Source organism: Enterococcus sp. AMC1623 (genome assembly GCF_058216495.1).
Map to the genome: position 1 here is coordinate 82,312 of NZ_CM177096.1, position 17,464 is coordinate 99,775.

Here is a 17,464-nt window from a genome sequence, read left to right on the forward strand (position 1 = left end):
TCTAATTATTCAGTAATGGAGTGAGAGTATGCAAAATTTGGTAAAACCAAGACAACAAAATGGTTCTTGGAATTTTACATTTAAAATGGCGATAGGATTGCTGTTATTGATTTTGATTACGGCAGCATCTATTTCTTTTGGTGCGGCAAAAATGGACTTTACGACGGCTTGGGGAGCTATTTTTAATTTTGACAGTCGTTTAACTGAGCATCAAATCATCCGTACATTGCGTCTTCCGCGGACCATCGCAGATATTATTGTAGGTTGTAGTTTAGCAATCTGTGGGGCGATTATGCAAGGAACAACCAAAAATCCATTAGCTGATTCAGGATTGATGGGAATTAGTTCGGGAGCGACATTTGCGATTGCTTTATGTTTATCTTTTTTAGTGAATCGAACGTATGGGCAAATGATGTTTTATGCTTGTTTAGGTGCTGCGGTGACAACAGGATTAACTTATTTCATTGCTTCGGTTGGTCGTGGCGGAATGACACCGCAACGATTAGTTTTAGCAGGGTTATCCATTTCGATGTTATTTGGGGCATTAAGTTCTTATCTGTCGATTCGTTATCGTTTAGGTCATGCTTTGACTTATTGGAGCGCAGGCGGAACAGCGGGGGCGAAATGGAGTGAATTAATGGTAATTACGCCATTTTTTGTACTTGGCGTCTTAGTTGCTATTGCTTTGTCTCCTTCAATTACTATGTTGAGTTTAGGTGATGAAGTCGCCATTGGTTTAGGGTTGAATACCAAATTGGTGAAAGGCATTTCGACAATAGTAGTGCTTATTTTGACAGGGTTATCCGTTATCGTAGTGGGTCCTGTCAGCTTTGTTGGGTTAATTATTCCCCATATGATGCGTTATTTAGTCGGTGTCGATTATCGATATATCATTCCTGCTAGCGCATTATATGGTGCAGTATTAACTGTTGCGGCGGATTTAGTTGGACGTTTAATCAATCGCCCTTTTGAAACACCCATTGGGATTATCTTCTCCGTGATTGGTGTGCCGTTCTTTTTATACTTAGTAAGAAAACAACGGAGGGAATTTGAATGAAAACGTCGAAGTTTAACTTACGAAGAAACCTCCTAATGACATTTGGGTTAATTTTATTAACGGTTTTTGTTGCTGTAATTAGCATTAATTCTGGAAAAATGAATTTAGCACCTAGTGAAGTTTGGCAAGTGTTGTTGGGAAATGGCACTAGCCAGCAAGAATTAATTGTATACGACTTTCGTTTGCCACGAATTGTGTTAGCTATTTTGGTTGGTATCGGTATGGGCGCATCAGGAACCATTATGCAAAGCTTATTGCGCAATGATATGGCAAGCCCAGGAACATTAGGTATCAGTTCCGGCTCTGGCTTATTTGTCTTATTGTATATTGGAATTTTTTCAACAAAAGGTTTTTCTTCGCCTTTTGCGATTCCAATTTTGGCTTTTATTGGAGGGATTATCTCAGCATTGATTATCTTTTTCTTATCCTACAATAGAGGGCGTGATATTTCACCGACCGGCTTAATTTTAACTGGAGTTGCTGTGAGTAGTGGATACAGTGCATTAACAACTTTAGTGACATTAAAATTAGACGATCAAGATATGGAATTTATTCAACGCTGGCAAGCAGGAAACTTATGGGGCGATGAATGGCGGTATCTGGTTATTTTGGCACCATGGGTAATTTTACTGTTAATTTATACCATTTATAAATCCCGAGTGTTAAATACCTTAAACCTGGGAAATGAAACAGCAACTGGGCTGGGTGTCGCTGTCAAACCAGAGTTTATTGGTTTATCGTTAGCTTCAATTGCTCTAGCTTCTGGTAGTGTCGCATTAGGCGGCAACTTTTTCTTTGTGGGGATGATTTCACCACATATGGCACGAAAATTAGTGGGACCCAATCATAAATTTTTCTTGCCAGTTTCAGGAATTATCGGTGCTATTATTATTTTATTATCAGATACAATTACTCGCTCAATTAGTTTTGGTAGTGATGTTCCTACGGGGATTGTAATTACGGTGTTAAGTACACCATACTTTTTATATTTGTTGGCTAAAGCCAATTAGGAGGGTTATATGAATCACATTGAAACCAAGTCATTAGCAATCGCGTATGAAGATGCTTTGATTGTTAATGAGTTAAATTTAGCTATTCCAACTGGAAAAATCACGTCGATTATTGGCCCAAATGGCTGTGGAAAATCAACCATTTTAAAAGCTATTGGCCGCATTATTAAGAAAAAAGCAGGCGTTGTTTATTTAAATGGTAGTGATATCAATAAATTGTCAACGAGAGAGATTGCTAAGAAAATGGCGATTTTACCACAAACGCCAACTGCGCCTAATGGACTGACAGTCAGTGAATTAATTGCTTATGGTCGCTTCCCTCACCAAAAAGGCTTTGGAAAATTAAAAGAAGAAGACAAAGAATTAATTGATTGGGCATTAAACGTAACAAAATTAACTGAATTTCAATATCGTGAAGTCGATAGTTTGTCAGGAGGGCAACGGCAACGAGTCTGGATTGCCATGGCTTTGGCTCAGCAAACAGAGCTGATTTTGCTGGATGAGCCAACAACTTATTTAGATTTAGCACATCAATTGGAGATTTTGGAATTACTGCAGCAATTGAATCACACACAAAATTGTACGATTGCAATGGTCTTGCATGATTTGAATTTAGCTGCTCGTTTTTCGGATTATATGGTTGCGATTAGTAAAGGTAAAATCGTCCGTCATGGAACAGCAATGGAAGTTCTCACGCCATCTGTTTTAAAAACAGTTTTTCAGATTGATGCCAAAATAGTTATTGAAGAAAATACACAACGACCAATTTGCTTAACTTATAACTTAATTAAGGAGAATGCGAATGACAGTTTTATTTAGGGTATTAAAAGATTCAAAAAAGTATCATGGATACATTGGTTTAGGCATCTTAGCTAGCGGATGTGCAACGATTGCTAGTCTGTATGCTCCTTGGGCGATGCAACGCTTAATTGCTTTAATTACCAGTGGAGATCCAGATGTTGCACGCAAATCCTTGATTATGGGGGTAACGCTACTCGGTGTTTATATTTTACAAGGCGTATTTAATTATATCAAAGGGTATTATACACATTTAGGCGCATATAAATACGTAGCAGAATTACGACTAAAAATTTACGACAAATTGCAACATTTATCTTTACGCTATTATAGCGACAAACAAACAGGAAATTTGATGAGTTACGTGATGAATGATGCAGGAGGCGCAGAACGTTTATTTGCCCATGTTTTTCCAGATTTTGTGGTTCATGGCTTAACGTTAATCGCGGTTGCTTTTATGTTGTTTACAATTAATGTGCCATTAGCACTTTTAAGCTTAGCAAGTGTGCCTTTAATTATTTTCGCCAACTACCTTTATTCAAAGCGAGCATTTCCTTTATGGGGAAAAAATGCCAAAGTGATGGCTGAAATGAGTGGCACGTTACAAGATAATTTATCGGGAATGAAAGAAATTCAAGCGTTTAATCAACAAGCCAGTGAAAAAGAACGGATGTCACAAGCTATCAACAAAGAACGCGATGCCATGTTACAAGCGATAAAAATGGATGAATTCGTTCGTCCGTTAATTGGCTTTTTTAGTTCTGTGGGCTTAGTAGGAGTCATTATTTATGGTGGGTATTTGGTTTCAATTAATCAAATGGCTGTCTCAGAACTAGTTGGATTTATTTTGTATTTAAATCTCTTTTATGCGCCCATCAATGTTTTATCGTCTCTCAATGAAAGCACCAATAATGCGATTGCTAGTTGTCAACGAGTATTTGAGTTGTTGGATGAAGAATCTGAAATTCAAGAAAGCAGTGACGCACAAACAATTGCTAAATTAACTGGCAGAATTGACTTACAAGATTTAGGTTTTGCATATAAAAAAGAGCAACCGGTACTTCAAAACATTAATTTGACCATTGAACCAGGAGAAACAGTGGCTTTAGTCGGTTCTACTGGTGTTGGGAAAACGACGATTAGTAATTTATTGAATCGTTTTTATGATCCTACACGAGGTCGGATTTTATTTGATGGTGTGGATTTGAAGCAACTAAAATTAAGTACTATTCGCGACAATATCAGTATGGTATTACAGGATACCTTTTTATTTAATGGAACAGTTTTCGAAAACATTGTCTACGGATTGAAACACGCAACAAAAGAACAAGTAATACAAGCGGCTAAAGCGGCGAATGCCCATGATTTTATCGAATCATTAGAAAATGGTTATGATACTTTGATTGGTGAACGGGGATTTAAATTATCAGGAGGTCAAAAACAAAGACTATCAATTGCACGTGCGATTTTAAGAGATACACCGATTTTAATTATGGATGAAGCAACATCCTCTTTGGACACCAAAACTGAAAAGGAAATCCAACAAGCGTTAGATAAAATCGCTATTGATCGTACAACGATTGTTATTGCTCATCGTTTATCCACCATCCGTCATGCAGATAAAATTGTCGTATTAGCTAATCGTGAAATTGCGGAAGTCGGTACGCATGATGAGTTGTTGCAACATGCAGGTGTTTATGCACAATTATGTCAAAATCAACAAATTTAGGGGGAGAAAAATGAAAAAAGTTAGCATTTTTTTATTAGCACTATTTTTAATGTTCTTAGGTGCTTGTAGCAATCAAGAAAATAAAGGAACCGAAAAAGAAAGTAACGAAACTCGTACAATTGAAACAACATTAGGTGATGTAGAGATACCTGATGTTCCACAACGCGTCATTGTAACGTATAACTTAGGTGATGTTTTGGCGTTAGGAGTAAAACCAGTCGCAACCTATGATGCAACTGGCAAAGCCTATGAAAAAGAAGTCGCGGATATACCTGTTTGGGATACGTTTGATGAAGAAACAATTATGGCGTATGAACCTGATTTAATCCTAGTTATTTCTGAAGATGATGTGGAGAAAATGTCGAAAATTGCACCAACGATTTTCGTTCCTTTTACGGAAATGTCAATGGAAGAACGATTAACATTTTTAGGAGAAGTCTTTAATAAACAAGAAGAAGCGAAAACGTTGTTAGCTGATTTTGATCAGCAAATTACAGATGCCAAAGCTAAGCTTGAAGAGAATGATATCTTGGATCAAACAGTCAGTATCTTTGAAGGAGATTATGATGGAAGTGGCAGTATCTGGGTTTTTGGTGATAAATGGGGACGTGGTGGCGATTTAATTTATAGTCATTTAGGCTTAAAAGCACCAAAAGTGGTTGAAGATGAAATTATTGGGAAAGACCAATATCGAGAATTATCAATGGAAGTCTTGCCAGAATATACGGGTGATTTTATTGTCTTTTCTGGTGAACAAGGTGGTTTAGCAGACAATAAAGTATGGCAAGCAATACCTGCTGTTCAAGAAGGAAAAATTGTGCCTATCGACTTTGACTTATTTTATGATATTGACATTTATTCATCAAGAGTACAATTAGATTACTTAGTGGATGCAATGATTCAAACAGTTAAATAAAACGATTAGCGGGGAAATGCATCCATTGATATGTTTCCCCGCTAATCTTAGTATGGTTTCAATATGCCTCATAAGTGAGTCGAGGTAACTTAGTGACTACTTCATTTAAGGTAGTCAATTCATTGATTAAATAGTTTCCTGCAGGCACAGATGAGTCTAGAAGTTTAAGAACCATTAATGTTGCAATTTCGCCAGTTATTTTTGCTTCTTCTTTTCCGTAAACAACAATCATTTTGGAAGGCATTTCTTGAGGACTAGAAATTTTTACTACGAATTCATTACTCCCGATTATTCCTTTTCTCATGGTTAAAGCCAAGAAATCTAAGACTTGTTTATTTTTTAAAATTGTTGCAAGTTTCGTCTTTTTTAAAAGAGCTAAACTTTTGGTTATCCAGCTTACATCAAACCCTAAGTAGGTCGTATAATGACGAGTAGAATCATTTAGTGCTAAAAGATGTTGGTCAGCAAAATCAAAATTATAGGTTGTTTTTTTTCCATAGCGCGGTCCAAATGTTGCATTTTTTCCTATTGTAAAATTAGACACTGATTTTTGGTAATGAGGGAGGCTATAAGAACTTGTTAACTGTGAAAAAGTCCAATCAATAGCTGCTTGTCCATGCTGATCACCAATGCCTAATAAAATATCAATATCAACTGATTTTGTATTTTCGTACGCCGCTAAATAATTTGCTACAGCTAAATTGGTAATTCCTGGTGCTAAGCCAATTCCTGTTAATGTACGAGAGAAAGGGCTAGGTAACTGATCAACTTTTTTTAGAAAAATACTGTTAGCAGTAATATCTAAATAATCAATTCCTAGTCTTTGACATTGTTGAATAAAACGAGTCTTTTTTTGATCAAGACAAACAATCACCATCTGGATATCCGCTAACTGGGTATCATCAATGGACTGGTTCAAATCAATTTGTCGAGTTTCAATAGCAATAGGTAAAGATTGTGCAAAATAAGTCATTTTCTTTTGATTTCTTCCCATAATTAAAAGATTTTGTTTTCCATGATGAATCAGCTGTTGCACAATAACGCTACCGACTTGGCCATAACCGCCGATAATTGCAATTTTTTTCATTTTACACCTCCAAGAAGATATAAAAGACATTTTATATCTTTTATTTTAAAAATAAAAAACAAGAGAATGTCTCTTGTTTAGATTAAAGACTCTATTTGTCTATAATAGTAGGTGTTACTTAAAAATGTCAAGTTGAAATTTAGAAAAGGCAATCGCACATAGATTTTCAATAGTTTTTACTAAAACATAAATGTTGTCTGTCGATTTATTGTTGGTTATGATAAGAGTGTATAATAAATAGATGATAGAAAGGAAATGAGATGAAGAGGGTATTAGTTATCAAGAATGAGCGTTCCATTTCAAAGAAAATTGTTAGTGGTTTGTCGCAAGAAGGCTGTTTTGATTTAACGTTACATAATGAAAATGAGGGGTTACGTATAGTTTTTGAACAACATTGGGATATTATTATTCTGGATTGGGATGATTTAAGTATACCTGGTACAGAAATTTGTAGACAGATTCGAATGAGTACCATGATTCCAGTAATTATTTTAACTGATAATGTTTCAAGTCAGGATTGTATTGCTGGCTTGCAAGCAGGTGCCGATGATTACATAAGAAAACCCTTTGTAATAGAAGAATTAATTGAACGAATAAAAGTGATTTTACGTAGAGGAAATTTTGCAAATTTGAACACTACAAACTTTTATTATTTTAGAGATATATTTATTGATGAAGCACGTAATTTAGCGATAAAAAATGGCGAAAATCTTTCATTGACACAGCGAGAATATGAATTGCTATTGTTTCTAATAAAAAATAAAAATAGTGTCTTAAGTCGAGAATTAATTTTAAATCAAGTATGGGGATATGAAGTTGTTGTCAATCCGAATGTTGTTGATTTATATGTTGGCTATTTAAGGAAAAAGATCAATTGCGAAAAAAGCAATCGCTATATTCAAACAGTTCATGGTCGTGGCTATGCCATGCTTGAACAGATTTAGAGAAATCGACTATTTCTCTTTTTTTTATTGATTGTTTGTCTCACAAGATTTTCACAGAATTACCGATTATACTTTTAATTATACTAAATGAAAATGATTATCACTATCAGTGATTGTTGTGTTCGTTCACAAGTATAGATAGAAAGTTGAGGAGAATGTCTATGAAAAAAAGTTTGGGTTTAAAAGTAATGGGGTTATTATCTGTTTTAGTATTAGCAGCTTGTACAAATACAAATGATACAAAAAGCGACACAAGCAAGGAATCAAGTTCAAGCGCGGTTGTTGAAACATCAGAAAATACCAATAAGACTGTCGAAATTACGGATGCTCATGGAACAGTTACGGTTCCTGTCAATCCTGAAACAGTCATTTCATTGGATAATAGAACTTTTGAAACATTATCAGATTGGGGAATTGAGTTAGCTGCAGCTCCTAAAGATGTTATGTATGCAGATTCGCCTTATGTCAGTGATGAAGCTGTTCAAAATATTGGTAATCATCGTGAACCAAACTTAGAAATCTTAGCTGCTGCTGAACCAGACTTAGTAATTGTTGGTCAAAGATTTGCTGGATATTATGAAGAAATCAAAGAATTAGTTCCAAATGCAACGGTGATTGATTTAACCTTTGATGTATCTGAAGAAGCAGATAAACCTGGAGAAAATTTAGTAAACGGCTTAAAAGATGCAACGGTGAGTTTAGGACAGATTTTTGATAAAGAAGCAGAAGCAACACAATTGAATGCTGATTTTGACGAGGCTATTGCCAAAGCAAAGGATGCTTATAACGGAACTGATACTATAATGAGTGTAATTGTGAGTGGTGGAAATATTGGATTTTCTGCACCACATTCTGGTCGTGTCTGGGGGCCAATGTATGAAATCTTTGGTTGGGTACCAGCATTAGAAGCAGATGGTTCGACTTCTGATCATCAAGGTGACGAAGTTTCAGTTGAAGCTATTGCTCAAAGCAACCCAGATTGGATTTTTGTCTTAGATCGAGATGCTGCAACGTCTGAAGCAAGTGAATCAGTACCCGCACAAGATGTGATTGATGAATCACCTGCACTTCAAAATACAACCGCTATTACTGAAAAACAAATCGTTTATGCACCGGCAGATACTTATACAAATGAATCTATTCAAACTTATTTAGAATTGTTTGAAAATCTTGCAACTACTTTAGCGAAGTAGTGTAAAGGAGCGTATCAAAGTGTCAAAAAATAAATTTACTAGGGTTGAGAGTTTCTCTCAACCCCAGTTTTATCATCCTAGGAAATTATGGACAAAATCTTTTATTTTAACTTTGATTGCAGTTCTAGGATTAGCAGTAGTGTCTTTATTTACAGGAGTTTATGACATTCGTGGACAAGAAGATGGCTTAGACATGTTCTTTATTACAAGAGTACCAAGAACTTTTGCATTAATGCTGACAGGAGCAGCAATGGCGATTTCGGGTTTAGTTATGCAGTTGCTGACACAAAATCGTTTTGTTGAGCCAACAACAACTGGGACAATTGAGTGGTCAGGTCTAGGCTTGTTATTGGTTTATTTGTTGTTTCCTTCTCCTAGTTTAGTCTTGCGAATGACTGGAGCAATCATTTTTTCTTTTATAGGAACAATGGTTTTCTTTTTATTTTTACGACGCGTGAAACTACGCTCGTCTTTAATCGTACCTATTATTGGTATGATGTTAAAAGGCGTAATCTCTGCTATTTCAACTTTTATTGGTTTATTGTTTCAAATGACACAAAATATTGAAACATGGTATATCGGTTCTTTTGCAGCTGTCCAAATTGGTAGGTATGAATATCTATGGTTAATTGTCTTAGCGGCTGGTTTAATTTATCTTTTTGCAAATCAATTAACTTTAGCGGGGTTAGGTGAAGACATTACTACGAATTTGGGCGCGAATTATAATGGGATTGTTCTTGTAGGAACATTATTGATTTCTTTTACAGTGGGAATTGTGGCTGCTGTAATTGGAAATCTGCCATTTTTAGGCTTAATCGTACCTAATATTGTCTCGATGTTTCGAGGCGATGATTTAAGAAGTAACTTACCGTGGGTTTGTCTGATAGGGATGGCAACAATCATTATTTGCGACATCATCTCTCGAACAATTATCATGCCTTTTGAAGTACCAGTATCACTAATTTTAGGAACAGTAGGCGCCATTTTATTTATCGTTATATTATTTAGTCAACGAAAGTTAAGGAGCTGATTTGAGTTAATGGAAAAAAACAAAACACTAGAAAATCGCTCATCTTCAGTTTTTCGTACAAAAAAAGAACAAAAACGATATTGGATATGGCTATTAATTTTTATTGCTTTAGGATTGTTTGCTTCCTATGGATTATTGGTTTTTAATAATCCTGTTCCTATTCATTCACCGTCATTTGTTCCTATTGTGAAAAGAAGAATCGTGGCGCTAATCGCTATGCTGATAGCGGCTGTTTGTCATAGTTTGTCGACAGTAACATTTCAATCTGTCACTAATAATCGGATTATCACGCCATCGCTTTTAGGATTTGAAGCACTCTATTCTACAATTAATACCAGTGTCATTTTTTTGTTTGGCGCAACAGCTTTAATTAATTTTAAAGGAATCGGTGTTTTTATCTTTCAAGTTTTTATGATGGTGCTATTAAGTTTAGTACTGTATGGATGGTTATTGTCAGGGAAATACGGTAATTTACAATTAATGCTTCTAGTAGGGATTATTATTGGTGTAGGATTGAGCTCTGTATCAAGTTTTATGCGCCGTCTTTTAGCTCCTTCTGAATTTGATTTATTACAATCCCGTTTATTTGGTTCAGTGAATAATGCAGAGTCTAGCTACTTTCCAATTGTTATACCAGTAGTCATTTTGATTACTGTATTATTTTTTTTACAAGCAAAAAAATTGAACTTATTATCTCTTGGAAAAGATGTATCTGTTTCATTAGGCGTGAATTACCAATTAAATTTGATTTATGTTTTGGTACTGGTGGCCATTTTAATGTCTATTTCAACGGCTTTAATTGGTCCAATTACTTTTTTTGGATTTTTAGTCGCAACGTTAAGTTATCAAGTCACGCCAACTTACGATCATAAACATTTGTTTTTAATGGCGATGGCGATCGGCTTTTTGATAATAACGAGTGCTTATTTTTTTATGTACCATATATTCAATGCTCAAGGAGTTGTTTCAGTCATTATTGAATTATTCGGGGGCATGATCTTTTTAATAGTAGTGTTAAGGAAGCGATCATTATGATAAAAATAAACAATGTAAAAAAAACATATACAGAAGAAGTGAAGATAGGACCATTAAATCTTGATATTTCTACATCTTGCTTGACGTCTTTAATAGGTCCGAATGGCGCAGGGAAGTCAACGACATTATTAATGATTGGCCGACTTTTAAAGATGGATGAAGGACAAATCCAAATCGCCAACATGGATATTTCTTCTTCCAATTCGAAAGATTTAGCCAAAATATTGACTATTTTGCGACAAGAAAATCACTTCATCACGCGATTAACCGTGAGACAATTAGTCAGTTTTGGACGTTTTCCTTATTCAAAAGGAAGACTAACGAAATCAGATGAACAAATCATATCTAAATATATTGATTTCTTGAACTTAACAGCGCTAGAAAATCGTTATCTTGACGAACTTTCTGGTGGGCAGAGACAAATGGCGTATGTTGCGATGGTATTATGTCAAGAAACAGAATATGTTTTACTGGATGAACCTCTCAATAATTTAGACGTTGCTCGTTCAGTACAGATGATGAATTATTTACGAGAAGTTGTGGATCAGCTAGGGCGAACGGTGTTGACAGTTATGCACGATATAAACTTTGCAGCGAAATATTCAGATCGAATTTGCGCAATGAAAAATGGTCAAATTGCCGCTAATGGAACAGTAACAGAAGTAATGAAGTCGGAAATATTAACAGATATTTTTGAAACTAAAATCGATGTTATTGAAGGTCCATATGGTCCGTTAGCTATTTATTAGTGAAATAAACCACCCAAACGATATCTGTTTAGGTGGTTTATTTTTTTACAAATTAAAGCGATAACCGCTACCCCAAATTGTTTCAATAGGTGAATTTGCGAGATTAGCTTTCTTCAATTTCTCACGAATTCGTTTGATATGTACAACAACTGTTGCCATTTCCGTATCAAGCGAATCAAAGCCCCAGAGTGTTTCAAACAAATCTTCTTTTCGCCATACGCGATTGGGATGTTCTGCTAGAAAAACGAGCAAATTAAATTCTTTATGAGTCAAAAAAACTTCCTGTTCAAGCGCCCAGACTTTATGAGCTGCTTTATCAATACGTAAATCTGGTGTTTCAATGATTGAATGATTCGCTGTTTGCGGTTGTAAGGACTGATAGCGACTAATATGGGCTTTGACACGTGCGACTAATTCATTCGGGCTGAATGGTTTAACGAGATAATCATTTGCGCCTAAGCCTAGTCCGCGTACTTTATCAAAGTCTTCCTTTTTTGCAGAAACAATCATGATTGGAATCTGGGTATTCGCCCGAATTTTTTTACAAATTTCGAAGCCATCCAAATTTGGCAACATAACGTCAACGATAATTAAGTCAAAGAAATTGGTTAAGGCGGTTTCTAAGCCAAGCTGTCCATCGTTTTCAATGGTCACGTCCATTTGATTAATTTCTAAATAATCTTTTTGTAGATTGGCAATACTAGCATCGTCTTCAATAATCAAAATTTTATTCATGGTAAAACTCCTTTGCAAACGGTAAATGAATCGTGATAGTGGTTTCTTCGTTTAGTTGACTAGTAATCCCAATGGTTCCTTGGTGAGCGTCAATAATTTGTTTCACAATACTTAATCCTAAGCCACTTCCTTTAATAGAAGAACTTCGAGCTTTATCAGAGCGATACGAACGTTCAAACACGTGCGGTAAATCTTCTTGAGTGATCCCTAGACCATTATCTGTAAAAATCAGTTGAATCCCATTGCTTTGTTGGATACGCATGGTTAGTTGTAATTGTCGTTCAGGGTGTTGAAATTTTAAACTATTTTGAATGAGATTACTAATGACGCGATTAAATTGCGTCCTATCAATCATCGCATACAAAGGATGATTAGGAAAATCCGTTACGACGATGACCTCTTCAAGTTGACCCTCCTCTAAAAGGTGTGTCATATACGTAATTATATTTACTTTTTCAAAAGAAAATGCCAAGGCTTCTAAGTCTAATTTGGAATATAAAAAGAGTTCATCGATTAAGTCATTCAGCGTTAAGCTTTTTTCATGAATGGTTTGTAGATAATGCGCACGTTTTTCAGGCGTATTTGCCACACCGTCTAATAACCCTTCAACATATCCAATGATAGAGGTCATCGGTGTTTTTAAATCGTGTGAAATATTGGCGATAAGTTCTTTGCGATTTTCTTCAATTTTTTGCTGTTCAGTTTGTGCCGCTTGCAAATCCAGCCACATTGTCTGAAAGCTTTGTTGGAGTTGTTCGACTTCTTTGGACGATTGCTGGTTCGTTAATGTATTAAATGGCGAAATTTCTTTGCCTTGTATAAGTTGTCGTGTACTTTTTTCTAATGCCATTAAGGGCTCAATGGTTGTTTTGGATAATTGTTTACTAATAAACCAAAAAGCAAAAATAGCAATGCCGAAAATAATCAAAATAACCCAGATACCCCAACGAATAAAAAATTCAAAGAGGGTACTTTCTCGTTTCAAAATAATAAAGCTGCCTTTGGAACCATCTAAATATTGGAAATCATTTTTGATATAATGGAAGAAACGTCCATTGTTATCAATTGTTCCTGTGGGTTCAAAATTGTTCAATTCAAATGCAGGCGCATGTGCGTGCAATGATTTTTCAACTAGAGGAGAAGAATAATACGTAAATGCTTGATTTTTTCGAATCACAACATTTAATTGTTTTTGTTCAATTTGTTGAATGAGTGTTTGTAACTCATTATTAAAGGGTTCTTCGAGTAATTGTGGTGATTTTTGAAGTAACTGATTCATTTTCATATAACTTTCTTTTTCTTCGGATGTCAGAGGACGTTGTGTCGTTAGAATCCGATAGATTTTTGAAATGGAAGGAACTTCTCCCAAAGTAGTATAAGAAATGAAAGAAAAAATCAGTAGTAAAGAACCTACAGTAATTAAAATTGCGCTTAAATAAGAAAATAAAAAACGTTTTTTGATGGTCATCCGTTCACCTGCTTTTTAATTAAGGTACCGTAACCATACACTGAGTAGGGAATTTAGGGAAGCAAAAGTTATAGTTATTCAGAATAGTTTATTTTTTGTTCATTTTTTGGAAAGTTGCTCGTTATCATTTCTTGTTAGGATAGAGTTACTAAAATAAAAGGAGCGACAAAAAAATGAAAACAAAAATAGTAGCGATGACACTGATTACTTTAGGAACTTTGCTGGTAGGTTGTGCACAAAATGAACAAACAACTACAGAAACAACCAGTATGAGTCAATCGTCAGAAAAATTCGAAGAACAATCTTCTAAAGGTGCTAATTTAACAGCCCTTCTTACTGCCACAAATTGGGAAGGAACACGTGTCTATGATAAAGAAGGAACTGATTTAACGCAAGAAAATCAAAACTTTATTGGTTTAGCAAAATACGATGCAGAAACTGGCTTTTATGAATTTTTTACTAAAGAAAAAGAATCACGTGAAGATGAAGGAACATTTTTCATTACGAATGATGGTCAACATCGTATTCTGATTTCTGAAACATTAAATTATCAAGCCGTTGTTGAAATTACAGAGTTAACAGAGGATCTTTTCACATATAAACGCCTTGGGAAAGACAAAGAAGGTAATGATATTGAAGTTTTTGTAGAACATGTACCTGTTGCTGAGGAATTGACATTTACCAATGGACGTAAGTCGTTAACAACTACAACAGGTGAAATCGTTGAAATGCCTGGTAACGAACTGCTTAGTCAAACATTATGGAACGGCACTAAAGTTTTAGACGTGGATGGCAATGATGTGACAAATGAAAACCAAGGATTTATCAGCTTGGCTAAATTTGACGTGACTACGAATCAATATGAATTTTTTGATTTAGAAACAGGAGAAACACGTGGAGATTTTGGTTATTATGATGTATTAGCAGACAATAAGCTACGAGCGCATGTATCTATTGGTGAAAACAACTATGGTGCAGTATTAGAAATTACCGAATTAAATGATAAAAAATTTACGTATAAACGTTTAGGAAAAGATCAGGCTGGAAATGAAATTGAGATTTTTGTTGAGCATGAGCCTTATCAAGGTAACTTCACGCCAGAATTTACGTTTTAAATCAAGGAGGAAGTTTCATGCATTCTATTTATCGAAATTTGCTTTTAACGAGTATACTAGTATTAACCGGTTGCATGAATCAAACGAAACCAATGACTGAAGAAACAGACTCATCAGTTGTTGAAAGTCCAACCGTTCAGTCGACCGAAAGAGTCACAGAATCAACGACAGAAATTGAGAAAAGGAGTGTTGAAATGTATCAAGCAGGAAGTTTACTAACAGCTGTTGAAGCAAATGACAGCGAAAAAGTCAAAACAATTTTAGCAAGTGCGGATTATCCCATCAATGAGCAAAATGATCGAGGTGAAAGCCCGTTGTTGATTGCGACTCACAATAACCAAGTAGAAATTGCCAAAGCATTGATTAAAGCAGGTGCAGATGTCAATCTCCAAGACCATATTCAAGATAGCGCCTATTTATATGCAGGGGCACAAGGAAAAACAGAAATTTTGACATTTATGTTAGAAAATAGTCAGCCAAACCAGCAAGTATATAATCGTTTTGGAGGGAATACCTTAATTCCCGCTGCTGAAAAAGGGCATTTAGATAACGTCAAGCTCTTATTAGAGGATGGGGCGGTAAATATTAATCATCAAAACAATTATGGTTATACAGCATTAATTGAAGCAGTTGCTTTACGTGATGGTTCAAAAGTTTATCAAGACATCGTCAAAGAACTTTTAATTTATGGTGCTGATAAAACGCTTCGTGATAACTATGGAAAAACGGCTGAAGATTATGCCAAGGAACTAGGCTATCAAGCAATGTTAGTTGAATTACAAAAATAAAAAATTCTAATATAAATAGGATACAAAATATCCGAACGATTGAAAGAGTACGTGCTTTTCATTCGTTCGGATATATTTATTTTGTTTTATGTGTATCTTTGCTGTTCGTTCTTTTTTGCCAACACGTATTTATGAATAGCATGCGAAACACCATAATCATTATTACTTAACGTTTCTATATCAGCACTATTTTTAACTTCTTGTGGTGCATTTTGCATTACTATCCCTATGCCAGCTAGTTTTAACATTGGAATATCATTGAAATTATCACCTAATGTCATTGTTTTTGCTAGTGGAATTTGATAATAGTTTGCAATGTCAATCAAAGCTTTTTCTTTTGAGACTTCTTTTGAAGTGACTTCCAAGTAGTTGTCTTTTGAGAGATAGAATGAAGTATCATTAAGTGACAGTTTTTGTAAAAATTTATGCAATTCTTGAATAATTGCAGATTCTTCGATTAGTAAGAGTTTATGAATAGGTTGATTATTTTCTAATAAAAACAATTGTAAATCCTGAACAGTTGGTGAATCTTTGGTGATAGCAGCTTCAATGTCTGTCCACTTATCTGTACGATCAACAAACCATTCTATTCCGGAATATAAACTAATGGAAACTTGAGGGAAATTCCTTTTAATCACATCTAGAATGAGGACGACATCATCTGATTGTAATGCGTGTTCAGTAATTGTTTGATAGTTAGTGGCGTTTCCTTCTAAAATAAGCGCACCATTGTAACAAGCAATAGGGGTATCACCTAATTGCAGTTCTTCTGCTAAGGGAAATATTCCTCGAGGAGAACGAGCGGAGGCTAAAATAAAAGGAATCTCTTGTTTTTTTAACTGTTGGATTGTTTGCGGTAATTTCTGGTCAATGCGATGTTGTTCATCCAATATAGTTCCATCAATATCACTTAAAATTAACTCAATTGTTGGGGAGTTCATGTTCACACGTCCTTTAATAAATTATTGTTATTTCTTTTGAAAATAATTGTTGAAGATGTTTTTGTGGTTTTTCATCAGTAATTAAATAATCGAAATCGTTAACTGTGCCAATTGCATAATTGGATGATTGTTGAAATTTTTTTTGTTCAGCTAATAAAATTTTTGTTTTTGCACGTGTCATTACTAATTGTTTCAAATAAGCATCTTCACTATCTTCAAAACTAACTTCACCATTTTTCAAGCCAGCTGCCCCAAAAAAAGCTACGTCAAAGTTAGTCTTTTGAAGAAGTTCTGATTCATTTAGAGAATAATAAAAACGATTTTTTGGATAAAATTTTCCTCCTAATAGATGAACAGTGTGGTTCTTAGGTTGACTTAATACAATTGCATTGTCTAATGAATGTGTATAAATGGTTATTTGCGAATCAATTAATTGAGCTACATTCAAAATAATTGTAGACACATCAAAGAAATAGATGTTATTTTCTTGGATAAAAGTCGTTGCTTTTTGAGCAATGGCTTTTTTTTCTTGTGTTAGTTCACTGATCCGATCGTTAAAGGAGGGGATTTGATTATCTTTTTCAATAGGAATAATACCTCCATGAGTTCTTCTCACTAAATTTCTTTCGCTTAAAATAGTAAAATCCCTACGAATTGTATCTCTTGAGACGTTAAAATAATGCATCATCTCTTTACTAGAAAGTTCTTTGTGTTCATCTAATAAACTTAATATTTTTGAAAGTCGCTGTTCTTGATACATGTTTTCCCTCCTTTAGTAGTAATGTAACAGGTTATAAAATTATTTACAAGCGTTTATAATTATTTATAAGTTTTTATAAGCGTTTAGTGTTTCTTTAAGAAATATGATA

General features: G+C 34.9%; 17 protein-coding genes. 12 read left to right on the forward strand and 5 right to left on the reverse strand.

The genetic code is table 11. The features are described 5' to 3' along the window. The first annotated feature begins 28 nt into the window (after positions 1-28). The 5 genes from AC4BC7_RS00430 to AC4BC7_RS00450 are packed head-to-tail and all read left to right on the forward strand — an operon-like array spanning position 29 to position 5,510. Positions 29-1,057: a FecCD family ABC transporter permease gene (locus AC4BC7_RS00430; RefSeq protein WP_207871977.1), complete on the forward strand. Its 1,029-nt coding sequence runs from the start codon at positions 29-31 to the stop codon at positions 1,055-1,057. Beyond that, the gene (locus AC4BC7_RS00435; RefSeq protein WP_207871980.1) at positions 1,054-2,067 is read left to right on the forward strand and encodes a FecCD family ABC transporter permease; all 1,014 of its coding nucleotides are present in this window, start codon (positions 1,054-1,056) and stop codon (positions 2,065-2,067) included. The genes AC4BC7_RS00430 and AC4BC7_RS00435 overlap by 4 nt, the downstream gene beginning before the upstream one ends. A 9-nt stretch (positions 2,068-2,076) precedes the next feature. Next, complete coding sequence (locus tag AC4BC7_RS00440) at positions 2,077-2,886, forward strand: ABC transporter ATP-binding protein (RefSeq protein WP_207871984.1); 810 nt, start codon at positions 2,077-2,079, stop codon at positions 2,884-2,886. Next, positions 2,870-4,594, forward strand: coding sequence for an ABC transporter ATP-binding protein (locus AC4BC7_RS00445; protein WP_490503485.1), 1,725 nt, complete (start codon positions 2,870-2,872; stop codon positions 4,592-4,594). Before AC4BC7_RS00440 ends, AC4BC7_RS00445 begins: the two co-directional genes overlap by 17 nt. Positions 4,595-4,604: 10 nt before the next feature. Then, on the forward strand, positions 4,605-5,510 hold the full coding sequence (locus tag AC4BC7_RS00450) for an ABC transporter substrate-binding protein (protein ID WP_490503486.1): 906 nt from the start codon (positions 4,605-4,607) through the stop codon (positions 5,508-5,510). A gap of 58 nt (positions 5,511-5,568) precedes the next feature. Here the strand turns inward: AC4BC7_RS00450 and AC4BC7_RS00455 are convergent, their stop codons facing one another. After that, positions 5,569-6,597 (reverse strand): saccharopine dehydrogenase NADP-binding domain-containing protein, encoded by a 1,029-nt coding sequence (locus tag AC4BC7_RS00455; RefSeq protein ID WP_490503487.1) that lies wholly within the window; start codon positions 6,595-6,597, stop codon positions 5,569-5,571. Between the two features lie 260 nt (positions 6,598-6,857). On the opposite strand from AC4BC7_RS00455, the gene AC4BC7_RS00460 reads away from it, so the two are divergent. From AC4BC7_RS00460 to AC4BC7_RS00480, 5 genes are all read left to right on the forward strand, one after another. Continuing rightward, the gene (locus AC4BC7_RS00460; protein ID WP_490503488.1) at positions 6,858-7,541 is read left to right on the forward strand and encodes a response regulator transcription factor; all 684 of its coding nucleotides are present in this window, start codon (positions 6,858-6,860) and stop codon (positions 7,539-7,541) included. A gap of 161 nt (positions 7,542-7,702) precedes the next feature. Next, entirely contained in the window at positions 7,703-8,734 is a 1,032-nt protein-coding gene (locus AC4BC7_RS00465) for a siderophore ABC transporter substrate-binding protein (protein ID WP_490503489.1), read from the forward strand. Between the two features lie 19 nt (positions 8,735-8,753). Beyond that, complete coding sequence (locus AC4BC7_RS00470; protein WP_490503490.1) at positions 8,754-9,764, forward strand: ABC transporter permease; 1,011 nt, start codon at positions 8,754-8,756, stop codon at positions 9,762-9,764. A 9-nt stretch (positions 9,765-9,773) separates the two neighbouring features. Next, positions 9,774-10,799 carry an iron chelate uptake ABC transporter family permease subunit gene (locus AC4BC7_RS00475; RefSeq protein ID WP_490503491.1) on the forward strand — a complete coding sequence of 342 codons (1,026 nt, stop codon included), beginning with the start codon at positions 9,774-9,776 and terminating at the stop codon, positions 10,797-10,799. Further along, on the forward strand, positions 10,796-11,548 hold the full coding sequence (locus AC4BC7_RS00480; protein ID WP_490503492.1) for an iron ABC transporter ATP-binding protein: 753 nt from the start codon (positions 10,796-10,798) through the stop codon (positions 11,546-11,548). Before AC4BC7_RS00475 ends, AC4BC7_RS00480 begins: the two co-directional genes overlap by 4 nt. A gap of 45 nt (positions 11,549-11,593) precedes the next feature. Here the strand turns inward: AC4BC7_RS00480 and AC4BC7_RS00485 are convergent, their stop codons facing one another. Next, a complete protein-coding gene (locus AC4BC7_RS00485) occupies positions 11,594-12,283 on the reverse strand; it encodes a response regulator transcription factor (RefSeq protein ID WP_490503493.1) in 690 nt (229 codons plus the stop codon). Continuing rightward, a complete protein-coding gene (locus AC4BC7_RS00490) occupies positions 12,276-13,751 on the reverse strand; it encodes a sensor histidine kinase (RefSeq protein ID WP_490503494.1) in 1,476 nt (491 codons plus the stop codon). Before AC4BC7_RS00490 ends, AC4BC7_RS00485 begins: the two co-directional genes overlap by 8 nt. Before the next feature lie 173 nt (positions 13,752-13,924). On the opposite strand from AC4BC7_RS00490, the gene AC4BC7_RS00495 reads away from it, so the two are divergent. Then, entirely contained in the window at positions 13,925-14,866 is a 942-nt protein-coding gene (locus AC4BC7_RS00495; protein WP_490503495.1) for a DUF4822 domain-containing protein, read from the forward strand. Between the two features lie 17 nt (positions 14,867-14,883). Next, a complete protein-coding gene (locus AC4BC7_RS00500; RefSeq protein ID WP_490503496.1) occupies positions 14,884-15,654 on the forward strand; it encodes an ankyrin repeat domain-containing protein in 771 nt (256 codons plus the stop codon). An 86-nt stretch (positions 15,655-15,740) separates the two neighbouring features. Here AC4BC7_RS00500 and AC4BC7_RS00505 read toward each other — a convergent pair whose 3' ends face one another. Next, positions 15,741-16,595 carry an HAD family hydrolase gene (locus AC4BC7_RS00505; RefSeq protein ID WP_490503497.1) on the reverse strand — a complete coding sequence of 285 codons (855 nt, stop codon included), beginning with the start codon at positions 16,593-16,595 and terminating at the stop codon, positions 15,741-15,743. A 13-nt stretch (positions 16,596-16,608) separates the two neighbouring features. Then, positions 16,609-17,355 carry a DeoR/GlpR family DNA-binding transcription regulator gene (locus tag AC4BC7_RS00510; protein ID WP_207872022.1) on the reverse strand — a complete coding sequence of 249 codons (747 nt, stop codon included), beginning with the start codon at positions 17,353-17,355 and terminating at the stop codon, positions 16,609-16,611. Positions 17,356-17,464: the final 109 nt, after the last annotated feature.